This is a genomic window from Pseudomonas syringae (assembly GCF_002157375.1).
In the GTDB taxonomy this organism is placed as follows: Bacteria; Pseudomonadota; Gammaproteobacteria; order Pseudomonadales; family Pseudomonadaceae; genus Aquipseudomonas; species Aquipseudomonas syringae_T.
Map to the genome: position 1 here is coordinate 394,208 of NZ_MTSA01000001.1, position 24,721 is coordinate 418,928.

The window sequence follows — 24,721 nt, forward strand, 5'->3', positions numbered from 1 at the left end:
CTCGGCTGTGTTTACACTCAGGCGACTCCTGCACATCACAAGGCATTCGGCTATGCATAACCGCATCATGATTACTGGCGCCGGCTCAGGTCTGGGCCGTGAAATTGCACTGCGCTGGGCGCGCGAAGGGTGGCGACTGGCGTTGTCCGACGTCAATGACGCAGGTTTGCAGGAGACCCTCAGGCTGGTGCGCGAGGCGGGCGGTGACGGCTTCGTCCAACGCTGCGATGTTCGTGATTACAGCCAGCTCACCGCGTTTGCACAGGCGTGCGAGGAACGCTTCGGCGGCATCGACGTCATCGTCAATAACGCAGGTGTGGCGTCGGGCGGCTTTTTCAACGAGCTGTCACTGGAGGACTGGGACTGGCAGATCGCGATCAACCTCATGGGTGTGGTCAAAGGCTGCAAGGCGTTTCTGCCGATGCTGCAGGCGAGCAAGGGCAAGATCATCAACATCGCTTCGATGGCTGCACTGATGCAGGCACCTGCCATGAGCAACTACAACGTTGCCAAGGCAGGCGTCGTGGCGCTTTCCGAAAGCCTGCTGGTGGAACTGCACGATCAGGAGGTGAGCGTGCATGTCGTCTGCCCATCGTTCTTTCAGACCAACCTGCTGGATTCCTTCCGGGGACCGACCCCCGCGATGAAAGCGCAGATTGGCAGGTTACTGGAGAAATCGCCGATTACTGCGGCCGACATTGCCGACTGCATCTTCAACGAAGTTGCCAAAGGCGAATTCATGATCCTGCCCCACGACGAAGGCCGTATGGCCTGGGACATGAAGCGCAGGCAGCCTCAGGCAATGTACGACGAAATGACCCTCATGTGCGCAAAAATGCGCGCCAAGGCCCAGAAAGGGCATGCCTGACGCGGGGCGCCAGCACCGAATGCGGAGCGTGGGCACGATTGCAATGGCCTCTTCGTGAGCAGGCTCACTCTCACAAGTGGGTAGTGGTCTTGGTTGAGATGCCCGAAGCCATCTCGGTCATGACCGCCCGGTTTTCTGATAGGGTTGCGGGCATCTTGCAGCCCTGTCCTGAGAACCCTTCATGCTCAATTACCTGTGGTTCTTCCTCGCCGCCTTGTTCGAGATATTCGGCTGCTACGCCTTCTGGCTGTGGTTGCGTCAGGGTAAAAGTGCCTTGTGGGTCATTCCGGCGCTGATCAGCCTGACCGTGTTTGCGTTGCTGCTGACACGCGTGGAAGCAGCGTATGCCGGGCGTGCCTATGCGGCGTATGGCGGGATTTACATCGTGGCGTCGATTGCCTGGCTGGGGCTGGTCGAGCGGATCAGGCCTCTGGGCACCGATTGGCTGGGGCTGGCGTTCTGTGTCATCGGCGCGACCATTATTCTGCTGGGGCCGCGATGGTCGGCGTCCTGAGGAAGAGCGCGCTACCTAAGGACTTTTCCTACAGATTTGGCTTGAAAGTAAGACATATCCTTCAGTCAATTCCGACGACCTTGCAGGACGTTACTGATTTGCCATCATCACATTGAAGCCACTGCGTGCGGCATGCACCCTGACTCTTTTGCGCACCAAGAGGGCAGGACGATGCTGGTACTGACACGGGAAATTGGCGAGACATTTTCGATCGGTGATGACATCACCGTGCAGATTCTGGGGGTGAACGGCAATCAGGTCAGGCTCGGGATCAATGCGCCCAAGCACATCAAGGTCCACCGCGCCGAGGTGTACAAGCGAATCGCCCACAAGCTTTCGCAACAAACCTCCGCACCTCCCCAATAACGCCATCGGGCAGCAAGCCTTACTCGAAGAACTCCTTGGGTACATCGTGCTTGAGCATCAACTGACACTGCTGGCTCTCAAGGTCGAAAAAGATCACCGCCTGGCCTTTGGTCAGCGCATGCCGAACACGCAGGACACGGGTTTGCAGCGGTGTTTCGTCGCCATTGTCAGTGCCCTCGCGGGTGACAAAATCCTCGATCAGGCGGGTGAGGGTGTCAGGTTCCAGTTGATCGTAGGGGATAAGCATGAGGGATCTCTTGTCGATGAGCGGCGATGATAGAACTGCGGTGCCACGCACCGCAATTCAATTCACCTGGGGGCTGCGGTAACAGACCCTGGCCTCAACTCTCTTCGCGATTCTGACCGATCAGGCTGTCGACCGGCGGCACGCGGGTATCGGACTCCATCTGCGCGTCGTGTTCGAGCTGATGGCTAAACCGCTCCAGTGATGTCTGCGCCGGTTTGGCGTCGCTGGCAAACACCGGCGGGCTAAGGATGTACGCCCCCAGCAGTTTGCTGAGCGCTGCCAGGCTGTCAATGTGCGTGCGCTCATAGCCATGAGTTGCGTCGCAGCCGAATGCCAGCAGGGCGGTGCGAATGTCGTGCCCCGAGGTCACTGCCGAATGCGCATCGCTGTAGTAGTAGCGGAACAGGTCGCGACGCACCGGCAATTCGTTTTCCACACCCAGGCGCAGCAGATGGCGAGACAGGTGATAGTCGTAAGGACCACCGGAATCCTGCATCGCCACGCTGACCGCATGCTCGCTCGAGTGCTGGCCGGGTGCGACGGGGGCGATGTCGATGCCGACGAATTCGCTCACGTCCCAAGGCAGGACACCCGCCGCCCCCGTGCCGGTTTCTTCGGTGATGGTGAACAGCGGATGGCAGTCGATCAACGGCTCGGCACCGCTTTCGACAATCGACTTGAGCGCCGCCAGCAGCGCCGCAACGCCGGCTTTGTCATCCAGGTGGCGAGCACTGATGTGGCCGCTTTCAGTGAACTCCGGCAGTGGATCGAATGCCACGAAGTCACCGATACCGATGCCCAATGATTCGCAGTCGGCGCGCGTGGTGCAATACGCGTCCAGGCGCAATTCGACGTGATCCCAACTGATCGGCATTTCATCGACAGCGGTGTTGAACGCATGACCGGAAGCCATCAACGGCAGAACGCTGCCGCGAATCACGCCCGTGTCCGTGAACACGCTGACGCGGCTGCCCTCGGCAAACCGGCTGGACCAGCACCCGACTGCGGCAAGCGCCAGTCGGCCGTTGTCTTTGACTTCACGAACGCTGGCACCAATGGTGTCGAGGTGCGCTGAAACAGCGCGGTCCGGGCTGTTCTGTTTGCCCTTCAGCGTGGCGCGAATCGTGCCGCGACGGGTCAGCTCGAACGGGATACCCAGTTCTTCGAGGCGCTCGGCCACGTAACGTACGATGGTGTCGGTAAAGCCCGTGGGGCTTGGGATCGCGAGCATTTCCAACAGAACTTTCTGCAGGTATTTCAGATCCGGATCGGGAATGGTTGCAGGGGTCATGAATGCTCCTTATGGAGCAGTTGCAAGCCGCAGGCTGCCTGGGTCGAAACCCTGTTGGCAGCCTGTTACTCGCAGCTGCGATCAGATATGCACAGGCAAACTGTGCGGAAACAGCAGATCGACGAAGCGTTCGGCAGTGGGTTGCGGTTCGTGATTGGCCAGCCCGACGCGCTCATTGGCTTCAATGAACACGTACTCGGGCTGATCGGCGGCAGGCACCATCAGGTCCAGGCCGACCACCGGAATATCCAGTGCTCGCGCAGCGCGCACCGCCGCATCACTGAGCACCGGGTGCAGAATCGCGGTGACGTCTTCCAGGCAGCCACCGGTGTGCAGATTGGCAGCGCGGCGCACGGCCAGACGCTGATCCATCGGCAGCACATCGGCGTAGTCATAGCCGGCTTCACGCACTGTGCGCTCGGTTTCCTGGTCCATCGGGATACGGCTTTCGCCATCGGTGGCTGCCGCACGACGACGACTCTGGGCCTCGATCAATTGCTTGATGGTGTGACGGCCATCGCCAATGATTTCTGCCGGGCGACGTATCGCTGCGGCCACCACTTGAAAGCCGATCACCACGATGCGCAGGTCCAGACCTTCGTGGAAGCTTTCCAGAATCACACGGCTGTCGAACTGACGCGCCTGTTCGATGGCGCTCTGCACATCGTCCGGCGTGCGCAGATCAACCGCAACGCCCTGGCCTTGCTCACCGTCCAGCGGCTTGACCACGACCTGTTTGTGCTCTTCCAGAAACGCGCGATTGTCAGCCTCGTCACCTGCGCGTTGTTGCGCCGGCAAACGCAGCCCGGCTGCTTTCAACGCACGATGCGTCAGGCTCTTGTCCTGGCACAACGTCATGCTGACCGCGCTGGTCAGGTCGCTCAACGATTCCCGGCAACGAATGCGGCGGCCGCCGTAGCTGAGCGTGAACAGACCGGCGTCGGCATCGTCCACTTGCACATCGATACCGCGACGATGAGCCTCTTCGACAATGATCCGCGCGTAAGGGTTAAAGTCCGCCTGCGGGCCTGGCCCGAGGAACAGCGATTCGTTGATGCCGTTCTTGCGCTTGATGGCGAAGGTCGGCAGGTTGCGAAAGCTCAGCTTGGCGTACAGCGCCTTCGCCTGTTCGTTGTCGTGCAGCACCGACAGGTCAAGGTAGCTCAGGCCGCGACTCATGAAATGCTCGATCAGGTGCCGAACCAGCACTTCACCCACGCCTGGGCGTGTGCATTGCGGGTCAACCGCCAGGCACCATAGGCTGCTGCCTTTTTCCGGGTCGTTGAACGCCTTTTGATGGTTCAGGCCCATGACGCTGCCGATGATCGTGTTGCTGCCTTCGTCCTCGGCCACCCAGTACACCGGGCCGCCTTGGTGACGCGGCGTGAGCAGGGCAGGGTCGATGGGCAGCATGCCTCGCGCCAGGTACAGGTTGTTGATGGCCTGCCAGTCGGCTTCGTTTTGCGCCCGACGAATGCGATAACCCCGAAACACACGCTGTGCCGGGCGATAGTCACTGAACCACAGGCGCAGCGTGTCTGACGGGTCGAGAAACAGCTGCTGCGGCGCTTGCGCCAGCACCTGCTGTGGCGCTGCCACGTACAGGGCAATGTCGCGCTCGCCGGCTTTTTCGTTCAGCAAGTCCTGCGCCAGCGCTGCCGGATCAGGATACGTGTGACCGATCAGCAGGCGCCCCCAGCCACAATGCAGTGCCAGAGGCTCCGCATCGATCTGGCTGCCATCTTCGGCGAGACGCGCTTGCAGACGTTCGTACGAGGGCGACTGTCCGCGCAACAGGCGTTGGCTATAAGTCGTCGCGTTCTGTTTCATCAATCACAGTCCTTGTTCGCTGAGCCACAGGTTCAGCGCAGCCAACTGCCACAACTTGGAGCCGCGCAGCGGCGTGAGCTGGCCTTCGGGGTTGGTCAGCAGTTTGTCGACCATGACCGGATTGAACAGGCCACGATTCTGACTCGGATCGGTCAGCAGCTCGCGTACCCAGTTCAAGGTATCGCCCTGCAAATGCTTGAGGCCGGGAACCGGGAAGTAGCCCTTCTTGCGGTCGATCACTTCCGAAGGGATGACCAGCCGTGCAGCTTCTTTCAATACTTGCTTGCCACCATCCGGCAGCTTGAACTTGCCGGGAATACGGGCAGACAACTCAACCAGACGATAGTCGAGAAACGGCGTACGTGCTTCAAGGCCCCAGGCCATGGTCATGTTGTCGACGCGTTTGACCGGGTCATCGACCAGCATCACGGTGCTGTCCAGACGCAATGCCTTGTCCACCGCAGCGCTGGCGCCCGGCTGGGCGAAGTGATCGCGAACGAAGTCGCCCGCAGCATCGTTGGCTGTGCGCCATTTTGGCTGAACGGTATCAGCGTATTCGGCATAACTGCGGTCCACGAACGCATCGCGGTAGGCTGCAACCGGGTCGCTCGCGCCGTCGACTTGCGGGTACCAGTGGTAACCGGCAAACAGCTCGTCAGCACCCTGGCCGCTTTGCACCACTTTGCAGTGCTTGGCCACTTCGCGCGACAACAGATAGAAGGCGATACAGTCGTGGCTGACCATCGGTTCGCTCATGGCGCGAAACGCCGCAGGCAACTGATCGATGATCTCGCTTTCCTGAATGCGCAACTGATGGTGGCGCGTGCCGTAATGCTTGGCGATCAGGTCCGAGTACTGGAATTCGTCGCCACGTTCGCCGCCGGCATCCTGAAAGCCGATGGAGAACGTCGACAGGTCTTCGACGCCCACTTCACGCAGCAGACCCACCAGCATGCTGGAGTCGACACCGCCTGAAAGCAGTACACCGACATCCACGGCGGCACGCTGACGAATCGCCACCGCTTCACGCGTGCTGTCCAGCACACGGTCACGCCAGTCCTCGAGGGTCAGGTTTTTTTCGTCTTCATGCGGGCCGTAAGGCAAGGTCCACCAGACTTTCTGCTCGACCTTGCCGCTGGCGTCGATACGCATCCAGCTGGCAGGCGGCAACTTCTCGACGCCCGCCAGCAGCGTGCGCGGCGCCGGCACAACAGCGTGGAAGTTGAGGTAATGATTGAGCGCCACCGGATCAAGCATCCCGCTGATATCACCGCCCTTGAGCAGGGCAGGCAGCGAGGATGCGAAGCGCAGACGCTTGTCGGTTTTCGACAGGTACAACGGCTTGACGCCGAGGCGGTCCCGGGCGATGAACAGCTGCTTGCTGTCGCGCTCCCAGATGGCAAAGGCGAACATGCCGTTGAGCTTGGGCAGCATGTCTGCGCCCCATGCGTGATAGCCCTTGAGCAGCACCTCGGTGTCGCCACCGGAATGGAACTGATAGCCAAGGCTTTCTAGCTCGGCACGCAGTTCGGGAAAGTTGTAGATCGCACCGTTGAAGGCCATCGACAGGCCGAGGTTGCTGTCGATCATCGGCTGCGCCGACCCATCCGACAGGTCCATGATTTTCAGACGGCGATGCCCAAGGGCAATCGGCCCCTGGCTATGAAAACCCCACGCATCCGGGCCGCGAGGCGCCAGCTCATGGGTAATGCGTTCAACCGCGGCGAGGTCCGCTGGTTGATGGTCGAAACGAAGTTCACCTGCTAATCCGCACATAAGTCCTTACCGGGTTTCCGTTGGGGAAGTGACTGAGAAAGTGCAGTCACCCAGAAACTGACCTAACGAGAGCGGGGTAGTTTTAGATCAAAAAGTTATAAGGGATTGCTCGGCCCCGTCGAGCCGACGCTTCCAGGCCATGTGGAATGTTGGTGCGCACTTCCCCGTCTGCATTTGAAACGAGCTGTATTGGAATAAAAAACATAACCCCAGGCTCATATTTTTGTATTGCTTTAATATGCGCCCAGGGTTATTTTTTTGTATCGGTTGCGAGGAAGGCCACGTGCAAAGCAGGCAATTGATAAGGGAGCTTGAGGCCGATGGTTGGGTTCTTGATCGTATTACCGGCAGTCACCATATGTTCAAACACCCCGAAAAAAATCAGACGGTTCCTGTGCCGCATCCCAAAAAAGACTTGCCATTCGGGACGGTAAAAGCCATCAGAAAGCTTGCCGGATTGGTGTAATCCATCATTGCCCTGCAACCTTTTCGGAGAAGAAAATGAAATATCCAATGTGCATAGAGTGGGGAGACGAGACCACAGCATTCGGTATCCAGATCCCCGATATCCCCGGTGCAATCACCGCAGGCGATACCTTTGAAGACGCTCACGCGGCGGCGGTGGAAATTGCCCATATCATGTTGCAGGAGATCGCAGCCAGCGGCGGCTCCATTCCGAAAGCCCGGGCAGTTGCCGAGCATGCCAAAAATCCGGATTTTGCCGGAATGGGCTGGGGCATGCTCGAAATAGACATAACGCCTTATCTAGGCAAAACGGAGAAAGTAAACGTCACTTTGCCGGGTTTTGTCATCAAGCAGATCGACCGTTATGTGAGGGATCACAGCATCAAGAGTCGTTCGACCTTCCTGGCCGATGCAGCACTGGAAAAACTCGGTCGAGCGTAACGTAGGCTGGCGTTGAAACAATCAATACCCCGTCATCTCCAGATACCCGACCCCCTTCTGGCTGCCGCTGAAACTCACCGGGCCTTCCCAGTAGGGAATGCTGGTGCCCATCCAGGCCTTGGGGTTCAGTGCTTCGGTGGTGATGTCGAGGTTCCTGCCGGGAACCCTGATCGCCCAGCGGGTCGGCACTTTGTGGTCGTCGATCGAGGTTTCGTTCAGGGGGTCGAGGCTGATCTCGTTGGCGTGCAGTAGCGTGGTCGTGCCGTCGGCGCCGATCCAGTTGCCGGTCAGGTAAGGGGCGCCATTCTTGTAACGGATGCGGTAGAGCATCAGTCGGTCGCCGTCTGCCAGTTGCAGGGAAAACCAGTCCCAGCCGCTCTGATTGGCGGTCAGTGGCTGACTGCTCCATTCCCGATCCAGCCAGGCTTTGCCGCTGACCTGATGGGTTTTGCCCTCAATGACAACGCTGCCTTTGGCATCGAAAAACGGCTGGCTGTAATAGTAGGAAGCCTGGCCCGCCTCGGATTTCTGGCTGAAGCCCTGTTCGCCCTGTAATACCAGCGGTTTGCTGGAGGTCAGGTGCAGGTCGTAGCGAAAATCCTTGCCGCTGGCTTTCAACTGCATGGAGGTGAGCGGGTCTCCGGTGTGTGCGTCGCTGGTGAATGCCCAGTCGTCGATCCAGGCGGCGAAGGGTGTCCGCGTTACGTTGGCCTGTCCGATTCCGCCCCGCGCAAAGCGCTCTGCCACGTAATGACCGCTGCCCGACGTCGCCGCCGCATGGCCCAGCCAGATCGTGCCTTCGTTCCAGCCGCTGCCGGCCTGCGTTCCGGGTCGCAAGGCGCTGCGGAACAGGGTCCATTGCACACCGAATGGCTGGCCGGTGTCATCTTTCAAGGTGGCGGTGATGTACCACCACTCGATGCGAAAGCCGGGGTGTTGGCCGTGGTCTTCGGGAAATGAGAAAACCTTGCCAGGCGTGACCTGCGTGTAGGCGTCGGCTTCGTTGCCCAGCCCGGCGAAACCGCTTTCGGGTTGCGGCGGTTTGTCATCGCAGGCAGCGAGCAGCCACGCGACGGCCAGCGGCATCAGCCACTTAATGTTCATTGGCGAACGTCCTCAGGAGATCCGCAGGTCGGCTGCGATACAGCTTCAGCAGCGGCCACGCCGAGGCCAGCAAGGTCGCCAGCATTGCGAGTGCCATTAATTGCAGCAATTGCAGCGGGAACACCTGTAGCGGCAGGCGCCAGCCAAAGGCGCGAACGTTGATCACGGCGTCCAGACACCACGCCAGCAGGAGCCCTAGCGGCACTGCGAGCACGAGCGTCAGCACAGCCAGCAGCCAGGTCTGCCCCAGGTTGAGCAGCATCAACTGTCGTCGCGTTACCCCCAATGCCCACAGCGGTGCAAGTTGCCCGAGACGGCTCTGGCTCTGGGTCAGCAGGCTGATGAACAGCGCCACGCCGGCCACGCCCAGTGTCAGGCTGTTAAGGGCGGCAGTGGCTGCAAACGTTCGCTCAAAGACCTGACTCGACCATTGCTTGAGCTGGCTTTGATCGATGATGTGAGTATCGTCCAGCTTGAAACGTGCCTGCAGTGCGTTGACCAAGGGCGGGATGGCCGCCTGATCGATCCTCAGATTGAAACGGACCGGCGTCAGTTGCGGCCAGTGGGCGAGCACGTGTTTCGAATTCACCAGCAAGTGGCCTTTCGGATTGCCATAGTCGGCGTATATACCGACGATCCGCACCGTCCATTGGCCGTTGGGCACCGGGATATTCAGCGTGTCGTTCAGTCCCAGCCCGAGACGGCGCGCCAGTTGCTCGCTGAGCATGACCGTATCGTCGTCACGCAGAAGACTCCACGCATCGCCGGTGACTGATTCCAGTAACGCCCAGTGTTGGCGATAAGTGGTGTGGTCAATCACCCCGAACAGATCGGCAGGCCAGCCCTCGATCTGAACCGGCACCTGCCAGTTGGGCAGCACGGCGCTGACATCGGGTTGCTGGCTCAGCCAGGTTTGCAGCGGCTCTGCCTGAGTCGGGTCTTGCGGGCTGACGTAAAGCTCGGCTGTCAACCGTTGCTCCAGCCAGCTGTTGAAAGTCTGGCGAAAGCCCGAGGTCATGCTGCCAGCGCCAATATTTGCGGCCATCGCCAACAGCAGCGCCATCAGCGCCAGGCTCAAGGCTGGCAACTGTTGACGGCAGTCGGCGAGAAACCACTGGCCCAGCACTGAGCGACTGCGCTTCAACAGCCCGCCAAGCAGTGCGTCCAGCAACACTGGAAGGCCCAACGCTGCGCTGAGCAGCAGGGCGGACATCATCACGAAGCCCAGCATCAGCGTGCTGCCGAACAGCAAGGCCGCCACGGCAATCACGGCACCGAATGCCGCCACCCACGCCTGCCGTCGCAGCCAACGCGCATGGGCCTGCTGCCAGGCCTGGGCATCAGCCAATGCCAGTAAGGGCATGCGGGCGGCGCGCAGCAGACTGTTGGCACCGGCCAACAAGGCGCCGAGCAGGCTCAGGCCGATCCCGCTGAGCCACCACCAGAGGCTGAGATTCAATTGCCCCGCGACCTCAGCACCATAAAGCCCTCGCAGGCTGGCTGCGACATCTGGCAGTAGCAGGCTGGCCAGCAGATAGCCGCTGACCACGCCGAACAGCCCGCCCAGCAAAGCCAGCGCACCCAGCTCGACGCCTAGCGCGATGATCAGCAAGCGGGCGCTGACCCCGCAAGCGCGCAAGTTGCGCAGCAGGCCGCGACGTTGTTCCAGTGCCAGGCCAATGGCGGCGTGGACGATGAACAGGCCGACGATAAATGACAGTACCCCGAGCGCATTCAGGTTCAGGTGAAAGCTTTCGGTCAGGCGCTCCAGGTTGTTTTCTTCGCCACTTTTCTTGATGACCAGCAGGTTGCTCAAGGCGGGCGGCAGCACTGAATCCTGCGCGGCAAAGTCCTTGGCCAGCAGCATTCTGGACAACTGCCCAGGCTGGCCGAGCAGCGATTGCGCAAAGCCTATGTCGGTAAGCAGAACGCCGGGTGCCATGTCGGTTTTGGTGCGCAGTGGCGGCAGTGGCATGCCGTGTTCAGTCAGTGGTTGCTGGCCTTCCTCAAGCCCCAAGGTTTGCAACGTCTGCGGCGCAATCCAGGTGGTGCCCGGCGGCGTGAGGAAGTCGACGATTTGATCGGAATCCAGGGTCTGCCCGGCCAGTGCCGACCCCGGGGGAAGCGTCACCGGTTCGATGCCCATCAGTTGCAAGCGGCGATCTTCCAGCCCTTTAAGCACAATGCGCCCTTGCAGTACGGGCGACACAGGCCAGCCTTCGCGGCGCAACTGGATGAACAGCTCCTGAGCAAACAACCCACCGCCGGTCGCGGTAATGCTGGTCTGCGGCTCGCCGCCGATCAACTGGCTCGCTCGCTGGTAGCTTTCACGTGCCTGGCTGTTGAGCGCCTGTACGCCGGTCAGCAGTGCGGTGGCCAGCCACAAGCCGGTCAGCACGCTGAAGAACTGCACCGGATGACGCCGCCAGTGGCTGAGCAATGCGCGCAGGGTCCAGTAGAAAACCCGCACCTCAGCGGCCGCCTTCGGTCGCCAGACGGCCATGATGCAACACCACCTGACGCGCCAGGCGTTCGGCGACCCGTGGGCTGTGGGTGACCATCAACAGGCTGGTGGTGCTGTCACCGAGCAGGTCCAGCAACAGCTGCAGCACTTCGTCACTGGTGGCCTCATCGAGATTGCCGGTGGGTTCGTCGGCCAACAGCAGGCCGGGACGTGAAGCCAGGGCGCGACCGATGGCGACCCGTTGCTGCTGGCCGCCAGACAGTTGCTCGGGGTAGCGGTCAAGCAGATCGCCCAGCCCGAGTCGCTCGATCAATTGTGCCTGCCAGACGGCATCGAAACGCCCCGCCAGTCGCGCCTGAAATGCCAGGTTGTCAGCTATTTTCAGGCTGCCGATCAGGTTGAACTGCTGAAACACCAGACCGATTTCGGTACGTCGCCAGTTAGCCAGCTGGCTTTCGTTCATCAGGTCCAGACGCTGGCCCGCGACGTCGATACTGCCCTCATCGACCTGATCAAGGCCCGCCACCAGGTGCAGCAACGTACTCTTGCCACTGCCGGATTCGCCCATCAGCGCCAGGCTTTCGCCCTGTGACAGGTGCAGATCCACCCCCCGCAACACAGCCAGAGGCCCCTGTGCCGTGGTATAGCGCTTGAATACGTTTCGCACTTGCAACATGAGTGGCTCAATTGTCTGACTGAGGTTCAAGAGTAGCGCCTGAGCGACCGCGCGTCGCGGCTGATGGTAATTGTTGTCGCGCAGGGCCTTGGAACGAGAGTCGAAAGCCCTGACACCTTTTCGTTACGCGTGCTCTGCACAGGAAACGGGGTATTCGCTATCGTGCGACGCTCCGCGTCGTCATGCCGTTCAGGACGCTCTGCGTCCTCTTTGCGGCGCAGAGCGTCGCGACCAGCATGCCCACACCGGAGCGTGCGCAACGAGAATCCTAAACTACTTCCCGCCGCCGCGAATCAGCCCGCGCAGCGCAAACCGATTGGGGTGGCAGGCTTCCGTCACGCTGCGCGGCAACGGCAGCGGTTCGTTGTCGAGCCAGGCGGCGATCAACTCTGCGGACAGCGGGGCAGTGATCAGCCCGCGAGAGCCATGACCGCTGTTGACGTACAGCCCCTCAAGCCACGGGCAGGCGATGTCCGGTACTTGGCGCGCATCCTTGCCCAGCGCCGCATAGGCCTGAACGAATGCGTCGCGGTCTGCCAACGGCCCGACAATGGGCAGGTAATCCGGACTGGTGCAGCGAAACGCCGCACGGCCTTGCAACTGCTCGGGCGGCAGGTCGGCGGCTGCAAGGCGCGCAGCGAGGTCTTTCGATATCTCCTGCAACAGCTCCAGATTCCCGACGTGATCGGCCAGACTCGGCGTCAGGTCTACACTGTTGAAATCGAAACTGGCCCCCAGCGTGTGTTCGCCCAGCCGGGCTGGCGCCACATAACCTTCGGCGCAGACCACGCTGCGCAGCCCCATGCTGGCCGGGGTCTGTGGCAGGCGGGTGATCTGCCCGCGAATGCGTTTGAGCGGCAAGTCGGCACTTTGCGAAAACTGCTTGATGTCAGCCGCCCCGGCCAGCACCACGACAGGCGCGCTGTCGATCAACTGTTCATCACTCCAAACCTGCCACTGATCATCGACACGCCGCAGCTCCAGCGCCTGCTGATGGGCGATCAGCTGAATGTTCGGGTGTTCGCTCTGTGCGTGGCACAACGCAGGCGGATGCACCCAGCCGCCTTCGGGGTAGAACAGCCCGCCGCTGTCGAGCGCGATGCCGCTTTGTGCTTCGGCTGCGGGCTGGTCCAGCAAACGCAGGAGTGATTCGGGAAAGGCCTCGGTCAGTTGCTTCTGGCGCTGGGCTTCCTTGTCGTCGAAGGTCAGTTGCAGCACGCCGCACGCTTCCCAGTCCACACCGCGCTGCAAGCGTTCGAGCAGTCGGCGGGTATGGCCGAAACCACTCAGGATCAGTTGTGACAAGGCGGTGCCGTGAGCCGAGAGTTTCAGGTACAGCACGCCTTGCGGATTGCCCGATGCTTCCTGCGCCGGTGCCGCATGACGCTCCAGCAGGCTGACCTGCCAGCCGCGCTGCGCCAGGCTCTCGGCGGTGGCGCACCCGGCCAGCCCGGCGCCGATCACCAGCGCCTTGCGTTCGCCTGCAACCCGGGGAGGGCGGGCAAACCACGGCTTGGCGGCTGGAGCCGAAGCAACGTCCAGCGGCCAGGCAATGAAGACGCCGCGCAGCACCTCCCACTTATGGCCGATGCCCGGCACCCGTTTCATCTTGAAACCTGCTGCGTTCAGCGAGCGTCGCACCCAGCCGGTACTGGTGAACGTGCCGATGGTGGTGGTGGGCGCAGACAGCCGCGCCAGCTCGGCAAACAGTTCCGGGGTCCACATCTCAGGGTTCTTCGCCGGAGCAAAGCCGTCGAGAAACCATGCGTCGATCTGCCCGTCCAGTTGCGGCAACATCTGCAAGGCATCGCCAATCAGCAGCGTCAGGGTCACACGCCCGTTATCGAACACCAGGCGCTGAAAGCCCTCATGTATCGCCACGTACTGCTCCAGCAACGGCTGAGCGAGCCTCGACAGTTCCGGCCACAACACAAGCGCCCGTTGCAGGTCGGCATGGCTCAGCGGGTACTTCTCGACACTGACGAAATGCAGGCGTGCATCGACAGGCGCGCACTCATCGAACAACTGCCAGGCACAAAGAAAATTCAGCCCCGTGCCAAAACCGGTCTCGCCAATGATCAGCCGTCCGCCAGCCGGCAATTCGGTAAAGCGCCGATGCAGGTCGTTCTGCACCAGAAACACATGGCGCGTTTCGTCCAGGCCGGATTCAGTGGAAAAATACACGTCGGAAAAGTCGCGGGAACGCGGGTTGCCGTGTTCGTCCCAGTCGATCTGGGCGTGGCGGGTAATAGTCATGTCAGGCTCAGCGAAGGCAGTGGCGGCATTTTAGCCGTCTGCGCGTATAAAAGTGCTATCAAGGCTGCGCGGATTGACCGATGCCCGCAATCAGTGGTCACACTCTCCATCGGGCGTTCACTGAGCCACCCCCCATCAGGAGTTGTGCATGTTTGAATCTGCTGAAATCGGTCATGCCATTGACGATGAGACCTACGAAGCCGCGCTGCCTGAATTGCGTGAAGCGTTGCTGGAAGCACAGATAGACCTGCACGAGCAGGCCGGTCGGCAGATTATCGTGCTGATCAATGGCATAGAAGGCGCGGGCAAGGGCGAGACCGTCAAACTGCTGAGCGAATGGATGGACCCGCGGCTGATAGAAGTGCGCACCTTTGATCAGCAGACCGACGAAGAACTGGCACACCCGCCTGCCTGGCGGTATTGGCGACAACTGCCCGCCAAGGGCCGCATGGGGATTTTCTTCGGCAACTGGTACAGCCAGATGCTTCAGGATCGCGTGCATGGCCGGTACAAGGACGCTGTGCTCGATCAGGCCATCAGTGGCGCTGAACGCCTGGAAAAAATGCTCTGCGACGAGGGCGCGCTGATCTTCAAGTTCTGGTTTCACCTGTCCAAGAAGCAGATGAAACTACGCCTCAAGACCCTCAAGGATGACCCGCTGCACAGTTGGCGCATCAGCCCGCTGGACTGGCAGCAATCCAAGACTTACGACAAGTTCGTGCGCTTTGGCGAGCGGGTACTGCGTCGCACCAGTCGCGAGTACGCGCCTTGGCATGTCATCGAGGGCGTGAACGCCAACTACCGTAGCCTGACGGTGGGTCGCCTGCTGCTGGAAGGCATGCAGGCCGCGCTCAACAAAGTCGAGCCCGAACCCAGCGCACTGACGGTCGGGCCGCTGGCGATTCACAATGATGAGCGCACCTTGCTGGACAGCCTCGACCTGAGCCTGCACTTGAGCAAGGATGACTATCAGCAACAACTGATTACCGAACAAGCGCGGCTGGCAGGTCTCATGCGCGACAAACGCATGAAAACCCATGCGCTGGTGGCGGTGTTCGAAGGCAACGATGCGGCCGGCAAGGGCGGGGCGATCCGCCGAGTCGCGGCAGCGCTGGACCCGCGTCAGTACGCCATCGTGCCGATTGCTGCACCCACGCAGGACGAACGGGCGCAACCGTACTTGTGGCGTTTCTGGCGGCAGATACCGGCGCGCGGCAAATTCACCATTTTCGACCGCTCCTGGTACGGCCGGGTGCTGGTCGAGCGAGTCGAGGGTTTTTGCAGCGACTCCGACTGGAAGCGCGCGTACGCCGAAATCAACGATTTCGAAGAGCAGCTCACGGACGCTGGCGTAGTGGTCGTCAAATTCTGGCTGGCCATTGATCAGCAGACCCAGCTGGAGCGCTTTCAAGAGCGTGAAAAGATCCCCTTCAAGCGCTACAAGATCACCGAAGACGACTGGCGCAACCGCAAGAAATGGCCTGAATACCGTCAGGCTGTAGGTGACATGGTGGACCGCACCAGCACCGAGATTGCGCCCTGGACGCTGATCGAAGCCAATGACAAGCGCTGGGCCAGGGTCAAGGTCTTGCGCACGATCAATGAAGCGCTGGAAGCCGCGTTCGCCAGAGACAAGAAGAAGTGATCGCCTGAGCAGCAGCGTGCCTGTGGCGCATCATTTGCGAGGCGGGCGCGTCTTTTGCCGGAGGATGTAAATCGTCACCAGCACGGCGCTCGTCAGCATGAACGTGCGCGCCCAGACCGATGGCACCAGGTAGCACGACAGGCTGATGCTGGCCCACATCAGTGCTATCGCCCAGACCTTGCCTTTGAGCGGAATGCCGTTGCCTTCAAGGTAATCGCGAATCCACGGGCCAAGTTGCCGATGGTTGACCAGCCAGTGGTAGAAGCGGGGAGAGCTGCGGGCGAAACAGGCGGCGGCCAACAGAAGAAAGGGCGTGGTGGGCAGCACCGGCAGGAAGATACCGATGACGCCCAGTGCAACGCTCAACCAGCCGACCGCGATAAGCAGGTAGCGCACCCACCAGTGCCGGCTGGTGCGCGGTGAGTCTTGCGCCATAGGCGCCGACTCAGTGATGGCGGGGCTTGAGGATCGCCGGCTTTTCGTCCGGGGCCTGGCACAGCAGGTAAAGCGCAGTCAGCGCTTCCGGGATCTGCACGATCATGTCGTCCATCAGGTTGGCGTTCTGAGCGATGTCGGCAAATTCAGGTTGCTCGTCGAACAGGCCCGAACCGACCATGATTGGCAGAAGCATTTCGCTGACTTCTTCCTCGGCACTTTCAAACCAGGCGTTTTCACGCAGGAACACGCCTTCCATGAAGCCGATGCACCAGCCGCGAAGGTCCGAATCATCCGGGTCGTCGCCCAGGTCCAGATCGCACGGCAGTTCGAACTCTTCGTCCGATGCCAGTTGGCGGGCAATGTGCGCCTTCAACAGCACCAGCGTGGTTTCGACTTCTTCACGCTCGATGTCGCTGCTGTATTTCGGTTCCTCGGAGAACAGGGCGTCGATCCACTCGCGCTCCGGCACCTCTTCGGCGCAGATGGACAGGGCGGTCAGGTAGCCATGCGCGGCCACATAGTCCAGTGCTTCATCGTGCAGCTCATCTGCATCGAGGAAGACTTGCAGGCGGGTTAATTGCTCAGCGAAGGACATGGAGGCACTACCTTGAAAATAAACGATGCTGGATTCTAGGCCTTGAGCGTCCGTGGCGCCAGCGCGCAGGCCAATTGCAGTTAATTTTGACCGCTGATGTCCCAGTCATCCATTGCTCGCGAGCGCTCGGGTATACTCCCCCGTTTTGCAGTGCAGCAGGATATTCCGGGGTTTTTATGCTTGAGCAGGCACAACGCGTACTTAAAGACATCTTCGGTTACGACAGCTTTCGTGGTCGCCAGGGTGCCATTATTGAGCGTGTAGCCAACGGCGGCGATGCACTGGTGCTGATGCCGACCGGTGGCGGAAAATCCCTGTGCTTTCAAGTGCCGGGGCTGTTGCGCGACGGTCTGTGCGTGGTTGTGTCGCCGCTCATTGCGCTGATGGACGATCAGGTGGCCACGCTGGACGAGCTGGGCGTTTCCGCCGCTGCGCTCAATTCGACTCTCAGTGCCGAGCAGCAGCGCGAGCTGGCCAACCGCATCCGCCTCGGCGAAGTGAAAATGCTGTACCTCGCCCCGGAGCGTCTGGTTCAGCCACGCATGCTGTCGTTCCTGCAAAACCTGAAAATCGCCCTGTTTGCCATTGATGAAGCGCATTGCGTGTCGCAATGGGGCCATGATTTCCGTCCCGAATACCTGCAACTGGGGCAACTGGCCGGGCTGTTTCCGGACGTGCCGCGCATCGCGCTCACTGCCACCGCCGACAAGCGCACCCGGGAAGAAATCGTCACGCGCCTGCACCTGCAGAATGCCGAGCGTTTTCTGTCCAGCTTCGACCGGCCCAACATCTTCTATCGCATCGTGCCCAAGGAACAGCCGCGCAAACAGTTGCTGGCGTTCCTGTCCGAGCGGCGCAGCGATGCGGGCATTGTCTACTGCCTGTCGCGCAAGAAAGTCGATGAAGTGGCCGTGTTCCTGAGTGACAACGGTTACCCCGCACTGCCGTACCACGCCGGGCTGCCCTCGGAAACCCGCGCCGCCAATCAGAAGCGCTTCCTGAATGAGGAAGGCCTGATCATGGTGGCAACCATCGCATTCGGCATGGGCATCGACAAACCCAACGTGCGTTTCGTGGCGCACATGGACCTGCCCAAATCGCTGGAGGCCTACTATCAGGAAACCGGCCGGGCAGGGCGCGACGGTCTGCCCGCCGATGCCTGGATGGCCTACGGCCTGCAAGACGTGCTGATGCTCAAGCAGATGTTGCAGAACTCCGAGGGCGACGAGCGACACAAGCGGCTGGAGCAGCACAAGCTCGACGCCATGCTGGCCCTGTGCGAAGAAACCCGCTGCCGCCGTCAGACTCTGCTGGCCTATTTCGACGAAGACATGCCCAACCCCTGCGGCCATTGCGACAACTGTGTCGATGGCGTGCAGACCTGGGACGCCACCGAGCCTGCGCGTCAGGCGTTGTCGGCCATCTACCGCACCGGCCAACGCTATGGCGTGGGGCATCTGGTGGATGTACTGCTCGGCAAATCCAACGACAAGGTGGAAAGCTTCGGTCATCAGCACCTGTCGGTGTTCGGGGTGGGCAAGGCGCGTACCGAAGCCGAGTGGCGTTCGCTGTTCCGCCAGTTGGTCGCGCGCGGGCTCGCGGACATCGACCTGGAAGGCTACGGCGGCCTGCGCCTGAGCGACACCTGCCGTCCGTTATTGCGTGGTGAAGTTTCTCTGGAACTGCGCCGCGACCTCAAACCACAAACCACATCGAGAAGCAGCTCCGGCAGCCCGGCCAGTCAACTGGTGCGAGGCGAAGAGCGCGAGCAGTGGGAAGCCCTGCGCGCCCTGCGCCGCAAACTGGCCGAAGAACACGGCGTGCCGCCTTATGTCATTTTTCCGGACTCGACGCTGCTGGAAATGCTGCGCAGCAAGCCGGGATCGATGGCCGAAATGGCCCGCGTCAGCGGCGTCGGTGCCCGCAAGCTGGAGCGTTACGGCGAGGCGTTTCTCGAGGTCCTCAGCGGCAAGGCCGAGGCACCTCGCGTAGTGGCCGATGTGCGCCACGAGCTGATCAGCCTGGCGCGAGCCGGGATGACGCCGACGCAGATTGCTGGCCAGTTGCAGTGTTCGGAGAAAAACGTGTACACCCTGCTGGCCGAGGCCATCGGCAAGCAGCAATTGTCCATCGAGCAGGCGCTGGACCTGCCGGAAGATTTGCTGGGTGAGGTTCAGGACGCCTTTCTCGACGGCGAAGGCGAGTTGCCGCCGGTGTCGGCCATTGCCGAACAATTCGCCGGGCGGGTCCCGGAAGGCGTGTTGTATTGCGTGCGTGCGGCGCTGCAATCGGAATTTGAGGTATAACGGCGTGCGACGAATCGTCACCGCCTCCTGCTTGCCTGATCATAAGGACCATGCTTAGCTCGCTAATAATTAGTTTGAATCATGAGTTCCCTTATGCCATTGACTGATGAACACCGTTTCGGGATGCAACTTGGCCACCTGACCCGGGGCTGGCGCGCCGAGCTGGATCGTCGGCTGGTCGATCTGGGCCTGTCACAGGCTCGCTGGCTGGTTCTTCTGCACCTTGCGCGCTTCAACGAACCGCCGACCCAGCGCGAGCTGGCGCAGAGTGTCGGGGTTGAAGGTCCGACCCTGGCGCGTTTGCTCGACAGCCTTGAAAAGCAAGGCCTGGTTCAACGCGTGGCGGTCGCCGAAGACCGTCGGGCAAAGAAGATTCTGCTCTGTGACACGGCGTTCCCCCTGATCGAGAAAATCGAGAACATTGCCAATGTCTTGCGTGTGGAACTGTTGCAAGGCGTGAGCGAAGACGATCTGCGCGTCAGCATGCGGGTGCATTCACAGATTCTGGCCAATCTGGAAAGATCCTGAGACGAAGCGGCGAGTTCTCAACCATACTCTCGCAATGGATACTGACGTCCATCTGATTACGTGAGAAGCCTGCTGTGGTTTCCATAAGGGTTCGCATTTTGAAGAATTCCCTGGCTGCTGTCGAAGGTGCAGGCCGCACGGCACGCGCAGTGTTTTGCAAGAGCGTCATGGCGTTCTCGCTGTTGACCTGTTCTACCCTGGCGTCGGCACTGGGGCTGGGTGAAATCACTCTGCATTCGGCGCTCAATCAGCCGTTGAACGCTGAAATCGAGGTGCTGGAAACGGACGGGCTCAGCAACGAAGACGTTGTGGCCCGGCTCGCGTCTCCCGAGGCGTTCGCCAAGGCAGGCATCGAGCGGGTGTTCTTCCTTAACGACCTGCGTTTCACCCCGGTGCTGCGTGGCAATCGTGGTGTGATCCGGGTGGTGTCCAGCAAGCCGGTCACCGAGCCTTACCTGAGTTTTCTCGTGCAACTGGCGCGGCCCAATGGCGACCTGCTGCACGAATACACCTTGCTGCTTGACCCGGCCACGTCCCCGCAAGGCCTGGCCGCGACCCGCAGCCGCAATCAGCCGCGCCTGGCGAACGCCGCGCAGGAAACCCGCATGCCGGTTGCGCCGCCCGCTGCGGTGCAGGGCAAACATTACACAGTTGTCAGTGGCGACACGCTCAATGGCATCGCCAGCCGCCTGCAAGGGCCGGGCAACAAGGTGTCGGCGAGTCAGTTGGCGGACGGCATCCGTTCGCTCAACCCGCAGGTGTTCGCGGCCGGTGCCGGGGCAGGGCTTAAAGTCGGTCAGGATCTGCTGCTACCGGATTCAGCAACGCTGCCTGGTGCTGCGGCCCCCGCTGCAAACGCCGCGGCACCGCAAGCGAAACCTGCCGAATTGCAGCGCACCGCCGAACAGCTCTCGGCGGCGGCCATCGAAAACCAGCAACTGGAACAATCGCTGGAAGCCCTCAAGGTGCAGACTCAGGAACTGCAAGAACAGATGAGCGGCAAGGACAAGCAGATCACCGCCTTGCGCAGCGATCTGGCCCTGGCGCAATCCGCCGCTCGGCCGGTCGCGCCGGCAACGCCTGCACCATCGCCCGCCACGCCTGCCGCTGTTCCGGTTCAGCCTGCGGCGGCGGTCGCGCCAGGCAGTGAATCGTTTGTCAGCCTGCCGATACTGCTCGCCGCCGTGCTGATCGTGCTTCTGCTGCTGGCGTTTGCCTATTCGAAACAACGCCAGCAGCGTGCCTTGGCTGCAGCAGCGCCGACCACCCCTGATGATCCGTTGATCAAACCCGCCCAAGCCTCAATGCTGCCGGTGTTTGAAGTGCCTGCCGTTGCGCCGCAAGTCAGCCCTGATACAGCGCCTGCACCGGTCAGGCCCGCTGCGTCGCAACGTCAGGCGGGCGCAGCGCCCGACGCGCTGGACGGTGTCAGTATCTACATCGCCTACGGACGGTTCAGCGAGGCGATGGGCATTCTGCGCAGTGCGTTGGAGACGCAGCCGGAGCGTGGCGACATTCGCATCAGGTTGCTGGAGTTGCTGGCAGAGCAGGGCGACGGCAGCGGGTTTGTCCGCGAAGAGCAAGCGGCGCTGGAACATGGCGTCGACCCGCAGACCATTCAGGACATCCGCGACCGCTTTCCGCAAATCAAAGCCGCTGAAATCCCTGCGGCTGCGGCTTTGGTGCCTGCTGCTGCCGTTGCGGCCAGCGGGCTGTCGTTCGATAAGCCCGAGCCGGCGGCAGCCGAACGTGTTCAGCCTGATCTGCTGCCTGATCTTGAACCCGAGCCAGCAGCGCAACTGGACGAAACAACCGCTGCGGCCCTGAACCCGCAACATGCCGACGAATTCCAGTTGAACCTCGACGACCTGTCGATGGACGCCGACTGGGACCTGGTCGACCCGTTCGACAGCCCGCCGCCGCGCAACAAAGCTCCCGCGACGGTCGCACCTGTCGACGTCGACCCCGGCTTCTCTTCTGACCTGACTCAGTTGCCTGAAGTGTTCGAACTCTCGGATGAGCAGTTCCTCAGCGACTTCTCGGAGCCTGAGGTGATTGAGCCCGTCGAGGTGGTCGCGCCCGTCGCTGCAGACGACTTGAGCGACGAGTTTCTCGACAGTTTCATGAGCGATGATTCCGATTTTGACCTGCTGGACCTTGAAGAGCCGCCGCTCAGCCAGATCAATCAGGCTCAGGTATTGATCGAGGAGGGCGACATCGAGTCGGCTCGGGAAATCCTGCAACAGGTCATTGCCGAGTCAGACGACGAACACCGGCGCATGGCGCGGGAACTGCTGGCCGGGATCAGCTGAGTTCGCAGTATTTTCTGAAACGGCAGGCCGGTCTTGCGCTCAGCGAAAGATCGGCCGAATACCCCGACACGCCGGATATGCGGCACACCCCCAGAACTCCCCGGCGTTCTTGCCGGTCCGGGCCACTTTGATCACCATCGTTTTTTTGCAATGCGGGCACGCGGGCGCTGAAGGTGCGGGTGCAGGTTTTGGCACGTCGCGCGCGCGAGGCTTTTTGATACGCCGGGCAGGCTGGACGTCGACAGGCTGAGCGGAGGGCGTCGGCTCAACAGCAGGTGCATCCGGCTGTTGATCAGGGGCGCGAGCCACCGGTGTATCCGCGGTGCGGCGCAAGAGCCTGCGCAATTTTCTGATGAACCCTGTCAGCGCGGACGTCGTATCGCGTGTCATGGAAATGCCTGAGGTGGAATCGCTGTCGAGGCCGGCATGGTGCAGACATCCCCATGACGATGCAAACGCCAATCCCGCACCAATGACCGGCCAGCACTAAAGACCCGACGGCCACGGGCGATAACCCCTGCGATGACTCACCGGTTGCCACTTCAAGAGGCTGTGCTACACCTTCAAGACTGGCCCGGACTATCGAGCATTCAACGGAGTGGTTTTTAATGCGCGTCAATATGCCCATTACGCAGACTGAACGGACTTTCCCGGCATCTGAACGTCTCATTTCCACCACCGACCTCAACAGCAAGATCACCTACTGCAACGACGCCTTTGTGACCCTCAGCGGCTTTACCCGTGAAGAGCTGATCGGGCAGCCGCATAATCTGGTGCGCCATCCGGACATGCCTGCTTCGGTGTTTGCCCACATGTGGGAAACCATCAAACAGGGCAAACCCTGGATGGGCGTGGTCAAGAATCGCTCCAAGCAAGGCGATTATTACTGGGTCAGCGCCTACGTCACCGCCGTTTACGAGAATGGCCGCGTCGTCGGTTATGAGTCCGTACGTTCGCTGCCGACCCGCGATCAGGTTCGGCGTGCCGACGCGTTGTATGCACGCCTGCGCGAGGGGAAGCCAGCAGTGTCTGCCATCAGCACGGCGGCTTATCACCTGATTCGCCAATTGCCGATGATCATCTGCGCCCTCGCCCTGGCGAGCGGTGTGTACCTGCTGGACGATCTGCCGTCGATCATCATGATTCCGGTCGTGTTGGTGGTGTTGGGCGGTTTTCTGGAAATGCGTCAGCGCAGCAGCATTCGCAAGACGCTTGAAGACCACCCGAAGGCCTTCACCAGCACACTGGTGGCGTTGACCTACAGCGACAACCGTGGCCCGCAGGCGCAACTCGACCTGGCGATGCTCAGTGAAGAAGCCCGCCTGCAGACGGCCCTGACACGGCTGGCGGATACTGGCGAAAGCGTTCGCCAGCACGCCGGACGCTCCGCGCAGTTGTCGTTGCGTCAGGCGGAATCGCTGGATCAGCAGCGCAGCGAAGCGGATCAGTCGGCGACCGCGATCAACCAGATGGCAGCGACCATTCAGGAAGTGACCCACAACGTGCAGAACACGGCGCACGCCGCCGAAGAGGCTGACAAGCTGGCGCAGCAGGGGCGCGGTCTGGCCGATGAAAGCCTGCTGGCGATTCGGCACATGGCCAATTCGGTCACCGACATCGGCAGCGCGGTGGGTGAACTGGCCGAGGCGACGCAGTCGATTGTCAGCGTGGTGGACGTGATCAATGCCATCGCCCAGCAAACCAACCTGCTGGCGCTCAACGCGGCCATCGAAGCGGCCCGTGCGGGCGAGCAGGGGCGTGGCTTTGCGGTGGTGGCCGATGAGGTCCGCTCGCTGGCTTCACGCACCCAGTCTTCGACCGAGCAAATCCAGCAGATCATCACCAGCCTGCGCGACAACGCCAACCGTGCGGTGCTGACGGCCAACAAAGGCGAGCAGATATCACTGGAGAGCGTGGCCAGCGTCGAGGCGGTGCAGAAGGCGCTGGACGGCATCAGCCAGGCCGTGTCCCGCATCACCGGCATGAGCCAGCAAATGGCCTCGGCGTCCGAAGAACAGAGCCACGTGGCGGAAAACATCAGCCAGCAAATCACCCGCATCGCGCAACTCTGTGACCAAAGCGCCGGTCAGGCGCAGCAAGGCTCGCAGATCAGCACCGAACTGGAAGAAATGGCCCAGTACCTGCACAGCCTGGCGGAACGGTTCAGTCGGTAGCGTCATTCGCTCCAATGAGGCGCGGAGGGGACGTAGATCGCCCGGAATGTATTCCATGCGTGGCAACGAGAACCAGGTGTGTGCTCCAGCCACGCACACGGCCGCCGAACTCAACACGTATCGTGCCCATCGCTTCGCGTGGGCATGAGGATCTGTTGTGTGCTCCAGCCACGTACACGGCTGCCGAATTCAACGCGTATCGTGCCCATCGCTCCGCGTGGGCATGCAGTTCGTGACGCTCTGCGTCATCTCTTGGGCAGATCAGAATTCCATGTTGATCAACTATTGTTGGACAACTTCTACAGGCTTAGATAAGTAAGGCGCTTAACCGGTTGTTGCTGTAAATACGCCTCATCAAAGAGCGAAAATGCAATTGCGTGCAATTATATAGCCACTATCCGTGAGCGGTAGAAACCCTTGTTCAT

General features: G+C 61.1%; 20 protein-coding genes and 2 pseudogenes. 11 read left to right on the plus strand and 11 right to left on the minus strand.

All coding sequences use genetic code 11. The features are described from left to right. Positions 1-52: 52 nt before the first annotated feature. The 3 genes from BW686_RS01775 to csrA all read left to right on the plus strand — a co-directional run bounded on the left by BW686_RS01775 (position 53) and on the right by csrA (position 1,748). Positions 53-868: an SDR family oxidoreductase gene (locus BW686_RS01775; RefSeq protein ID WP_084913930.1), complete on the plus strand. Its 816-nt coding sequence runs from the start codon at positions 53-55 to the stop codon at positions 866-868. Between the two features lie 181 nt (positions 869-1,049). Next, a complete protein-coding gene (locus BW686_RS01780) occupies positions 1,050-1,382 on the plus strand; it encodes a YnfA family protein (protein ID WP_084913931.1) in 333 nt (110 codons plus the stop codon). Positions 1,383-1,553: 171 nt separating this feature from the next. Then, entirely contained in the window at positions 1,554-1,748 is a 195-nt protein-coding gene (gene csrA / locus BW686_RS01785; protein WP_084913932.1) for a carbon storage regulator CsrA, read from the plus strand. Between the two features lie 19 nt (positions 1,749-1,767). On the opposite strand, the gene BW686_RS01790 is transcribed toward csrA, so the two are convergent. From BW686_RS01790 to BW686_RS01805, 4 genes are all read right to left on the minus strand, one after another. Continuing rightward, positions 1,768-1,995 carry a YheU family protein gene (locus BW686_RS01790; RefSeq protein ID WP_003314533.1) on the minus strand — a complete coding sequence of 76 codons (228 nt, stop codon included), beginning with the start codon at positions 1,993-1,995 and terminating at the stop codon, positions 1,768-1,770. A gap of 94 nt (positions 1,996-2,089) precedes the next feature. Continuing rightward, positions 2,090-3,286 (minus strand): osmoprotectant NAGGN system M42 family peptidase, encoded by a 1,197-nt coding sequence (locus tag BW686_RS01795; RefSeq protein WP_084913933.1) that lies wholly within the window; start codon positions 3,284-3,286, stop codon positions 2,090-2,092. Between the two features lie 81 nt (positions 3,287-3,367). Beyond that, positions 3,368-5,116, minus strand: a complete 1,749-nt coding sequence (ngg, locus tag BW686_RS01800) for an N-acetylglutaminylglutamine synthetase (RefSeq protein WP_084913934.1) — start codon at positions 5,114-5,116, stop codon at positions 3,368-3,370. A gap of 3 nt (positions 5,117-5,119) precedes the next feature. Next, the gene (locus BW686_RS01805) at positions 5,120-6,892 is read right to left on the minus strand and encodes an N-acetylglutaminylglutamine amidotransferase (RefSeq protein ID WP_084913935.1); all 1,773 of its coding nucleotides are present in this window, start codon (positions 6,890-6,892) and stop codon (positions 5,120-5,122) included. 283 nt (positions 6,893-7,175) lie between these two features. Here BW686_RS01805 and BW686_RS01810 point away from each other — a divergent pair, with 283 nt between their 5' ends. Both BW686_RS01810 and BW686_RS01815 read left to right on the plus strand, forming a co-directional pair. Further along, the gene (locus tag BW686_RS01810) at positions 7,176-7,358 is read left to right on the plus strand and encodes a type II toxin-antitoxin system HicA family toxin (protein ID WP_084913936.1); all 183 of its coding nucleotides are present in this window, start codon (positions 7,176-7,178) and stop codon (positions 7,356-7,358) included. Positions 7,359-7,393: 35 nt separating this feature from the next. Beyond that, positions 7,394-7,798, plus strand: a complete 405-nt coding sequence (locus BW686_RS01815) for a type II toxin-antitoxin system HicB family antitoxin (RefSeq protein WP_084913937.1) — start codon at positions 7,394-7,396, stop codon at positions 7,796-7,798. 21 nt (positions 7,799-7,819) lie between these two features. Here BW686_RS01815 and BW686_RS01820 read toward each other — a convergent pair whose 3' ends face one another. The 4 genes from BW686_RS01820 to mnmC all read right to left on the minus strand — a co-directional run bounded on the left by BW686_RS01820 (position 7,820) and on the right by mnmC (position 14,298). After that, positions 7,820-8,902 carry a lipocalin-like domain-containing protein gene (locus BW686_RS01820; RefSeq protein WP_084913938.1) on the minus strand — a complete coding sequence of 361 codons (1,083 nt, stop codon included), beginning with the start codon at positions 8,900-8,902 and terminating at the stop codon, positions 7,820-7,822. Then, on the minus strand, positions 8,892-11,372 hold the full coding sequence (locus BW686_RS01825) for an ABC transporter permease (protein ID WP_084913975.1): 2,481 nt from the start codon (positions 11,370-11,372) through the stop codon (positions 8,892-8,894). The genes BW686_RS01820 and BW686_RS01825 overlap by 11 nt, the downstream gene beginning before the upstream one ends. A 1-nt stretch (position 11,373) precedes the next feature. Beyond that, positions 11,374-12,042 carry an ABC transporter ATP-binding protein gene (locus BW686_RS01830; RefSeq protein WP_084913939.1) on the minus strand — a complete coding sequence of 223 codons (669 nt, stop codon included), beginning with the start codon at positions 12,040-12,042 and terminating at the stop codon, positions 11,374-11,376. Positions 12,043-12,315: 273 nt separating this feature from the next. Continuing rightward, the gene (mnmC, locus tag BW686_RS01840) at positions 12,316-14,298 is read right to left on the minus strand and encodes a bifunctional tRNA (5-methylaminomethyl-2-thiouridine)(34)-methyltransferase MnmD/FAD-dependent 5-carboxymethylaminomethyl-2-thiouridine(34) oxidoreductase MnmC (RefSeq protein WP_084913941.1); all 1,983 of its coding nucleotides are present in this window, start codon (positions 14,296-14,298) and stop codon (positions 12,316-12,318) included. Between the two features lie 148 nt (positions 14,299-14,446). On the opposite strand from mnmC, the gene pap reads away from it, so the two are divergent. Beyond that, on the plus strand, positions 14,447-15,943 hold the full coding sequence (pap, locus tag BW686_RS01845; RefSeq protein ID WP_084913942.1) for a polyphosphate:AMP phosphotransferase: 1,497 nt from the start codon (positions 14,447-14,449) through the stop codon (positions 15,941-15,943). A 30-nt stretch (positions 15,944-15,973) separates the two neighbouring features. On the opposite strand, the gene BW686_RS01850 is transcribed toward pap, so the two are convergent. Both BW686_RS01850 and BW686_RS01855 read right to left on the minus strand, forming a co-directional pair. Next, the gene (locus tag BW686_RS01850) at positions 15,974-16,378 is read right to left on the minus strand and encodes a YbaN family protein (RefSeq protein ID WP_084913943.1); all 405 of its coding nucleotides are present in this window, start codon (positions 16,376-16,378) and stop codon (positions 15,974-15,976) included. Between the two features lie 10 nt (positions 16,379-16,388). Next, positions 16,389-16,976 (minus strand): UPF0149 family protein, encoded by a 588-nt coding sequence (locus BW686_RS01855; RefSeq protein ID WP_084913944.1) that lies wholly within the window; start codon positions 16,974-16,976, stop codon positions 16,389-16,391. Positions 16,977-17,152: 176 nt separating this feature from the next. Here BW686_RS01855 and recQ point away from each other — a divergent pair, with 176 nt between their 5' ends. From recQ to BW686_RS01870, 3 genes are all read left to right on the plus strand, one after another. Continuing rightward, entirely contained in the window at positions 17,153-19,282 is a 2,130-nt protein-coding gene (recQ, locus tag BW686_RS01860) for a DNA helicase RecQ (RefSeq protein WP_084913945.1), read from the plus strand. Between the two features lie 93 nt (positions 19,283-19,375). Next, positions 19,376-19,810, plus strand: a complete 435-nt coding sequence (locus BW686_RS01865) for a MarR family transcriptional regulator (RefSeq protein ID WP_084913946.1) — start codon at positions 19,376-19,378, stop codon at positions 19,808-19,810. A 95-nt stretch (positions 19,811-19,905) separates the two neighbouring features. After that, positions 19,906-22,122: a FimV/HubP family polar landmark protein gene (locus BW686_RS01870; RefSeq protein WP_084913976.1), complete on the plus strand. Its 2,217-nt coding sequence runs from the start codon at positions 19,906-19,908 to the stop codon at positions 22,120-22,122. Positions 22,123-22,161: 39 nt separating this feature from the next. Here the strand turns inward: BW686_RS01870 and BW686_RS01875 are convergent, their stop codons facing one another. Beyond that, positions 22,162-22,512 (minus strand): topoisomerase DNA-binding C4 zinc finger domain-containing protein, encoded by a 351-nt coding sequence (locus BW686_RS01875; protein WP_084913947.1) that lies wholly within the window; start codon positions 22,510-22,512, stop codon positions 22,162-22,164. A gap of 230 nt (positions 22,513-22,742) precedes the next feature. Between BW686_RS01875 and BW686_RS27370 the strand changes: the two are divergent. Both BW686_RS27370 and BW686_RS27375 read left to right on the plus strand, forming a co-directional pair. Then, positions 22,743-23,012 (plus strand): annotated as a pseudogene (locus BW686_RS27370) (PAS domain-containing protein); the annotation flags it as partial. A 792-nt stretch (positions 23,013-23,804) separates the two neighbouring features. Beyond that, positions 23,805-24,296: pseudogene (locus BW686_RS27375) on the plus strand (methyl-accepting chemotaxis protein); the annotation flags it as partial. Between the last annotated feature and the right edge of the window lie 425 nt (positions 24,297-24,721).

What these genes read in the sequence shown, in the direction of transcription:
- BW686_RS01775 (WP_084913930.1), top strand. Translation starts at nt 53, where the DNA reads ATGCATAACCGCATCATGATTACTGGCGCCGGCTCAGGTCTGGGCCGT.
- BW686_RS01780 (WP_084913931.1), top strand. Translation starts at nt 1,050, where the DNA reads ATGCTCAATTACCTGTGGTTCTTCCTCGCCGCCTTGTTCGAGATATTC.
- csrA (WP_084913932.1), top strand. Translation starts at nt 1,554, where the DNA reads ATGCTGGTACTGACACGGGAAATTGGCGAGACATTTTCGATCGGTGAT.
- BW686_RS01790 (WP_003314533.1), bottom strand. Translation starts at nt 1,995, where the DNA reads ATGCTTATCCCCTACGATCAACTGGAACCTGACACCCTCACCCGCCTG.
- BW686_RS01795 (WP_084913933.1), bottom strand. Translation starts at nt 3,286, where the DNA reads ATGACCCCTGCAACCATTCCCGATCCGGATCTGAAATACCTGCAGAAA.
- ngg (WP_084913934.1), bottom strand. Translation starts at nt 5,116, where the DNA reads ATGAAACAGAACGCGACGACTTATAGCCAACGCCTGTTGCGCGGACAG.
- BW686_RS01805 (WP_084913935.1), bottom strand. Translation starts at nt 6,892, where the DNA reads ATGTGCGGATTAGCAGGTGAACTTCGTTTCGACCATCAACCAGCGGAC.
- BW686_RS01815 (WP_084913937.1), top strand. Translation starts at nt 7,394, where the DNA reads ATGAAATATCCAATGTGCATAGAGTGGGGAGACGAGACCACAGCATTC.
- BW686_RS01820 (WP_084913938.1), bottom strand. Translation starts at nt 8,902, where the DNA reads ATGAACATTAAGTGGCTGATGCCGCTGGCCGTCGCGTGGCTGCTCGCT.
- BW686_RS01830 (WP_084913939.1), bottom strand. Translation starts at nt 12,042, where the DNA reads ATGTTGCAAGTGCGAAACGTATTCAAGCGCTATACCACGGCACAGGGG.
- mnmC (WP_084913941.1), bottom strand. Translation starts at nt 14,298, where the DNA reads ATGACTATTACCCGCCACGCCCAGATCGACTGGGACGAACACGGCAAC.
- pap (WP_084913942.1), top strand. Translation starts at nt 14,447, where the DNA reads ATGTTTGAATCTGCTGAAATCGGTCATGCCATTGACGATGAGACCTAC.
- BW686_RS01850 (WP_084913943.1), bottom strand. Translation starts at nt 16,378, where the DNA reads ATGGCGCAAGACTCACCGCGCACCAGCCGGCACTGGTGGGTGCGCTAC.
- BW686_RS01855 (WP_084913944.1), bottom strand. Translation starts at nt 16,976, where the DNA reads ATGTCCTTCGCTGAGCAATTAACCCGCCTGCAAGTCTTCCTCGATGCA.
- recQ (WP_084913945.1), top strand. Translation starts at nt 17,153, where the DNA reads ATGCTTGAGCAGGCACAACGCGTACTTAAAGACATCTTCGGTTACGAC.
- BW686_RS01865 (WP_084913946.1), top strand. Translation starts at nt 19,376, where the DNA reads ATGCCATTGACTGATGAACACCGTTTCGGGATGCAACTTGGCCACCTG.
- BW686_RS01875 (WP_084913947.1), bottom strand. Translation starts at nt 22,512, where the DNA reads ATGACACGCGATACGACGTCCGCGCTGACAGGGTTCATCAGAAAATTG.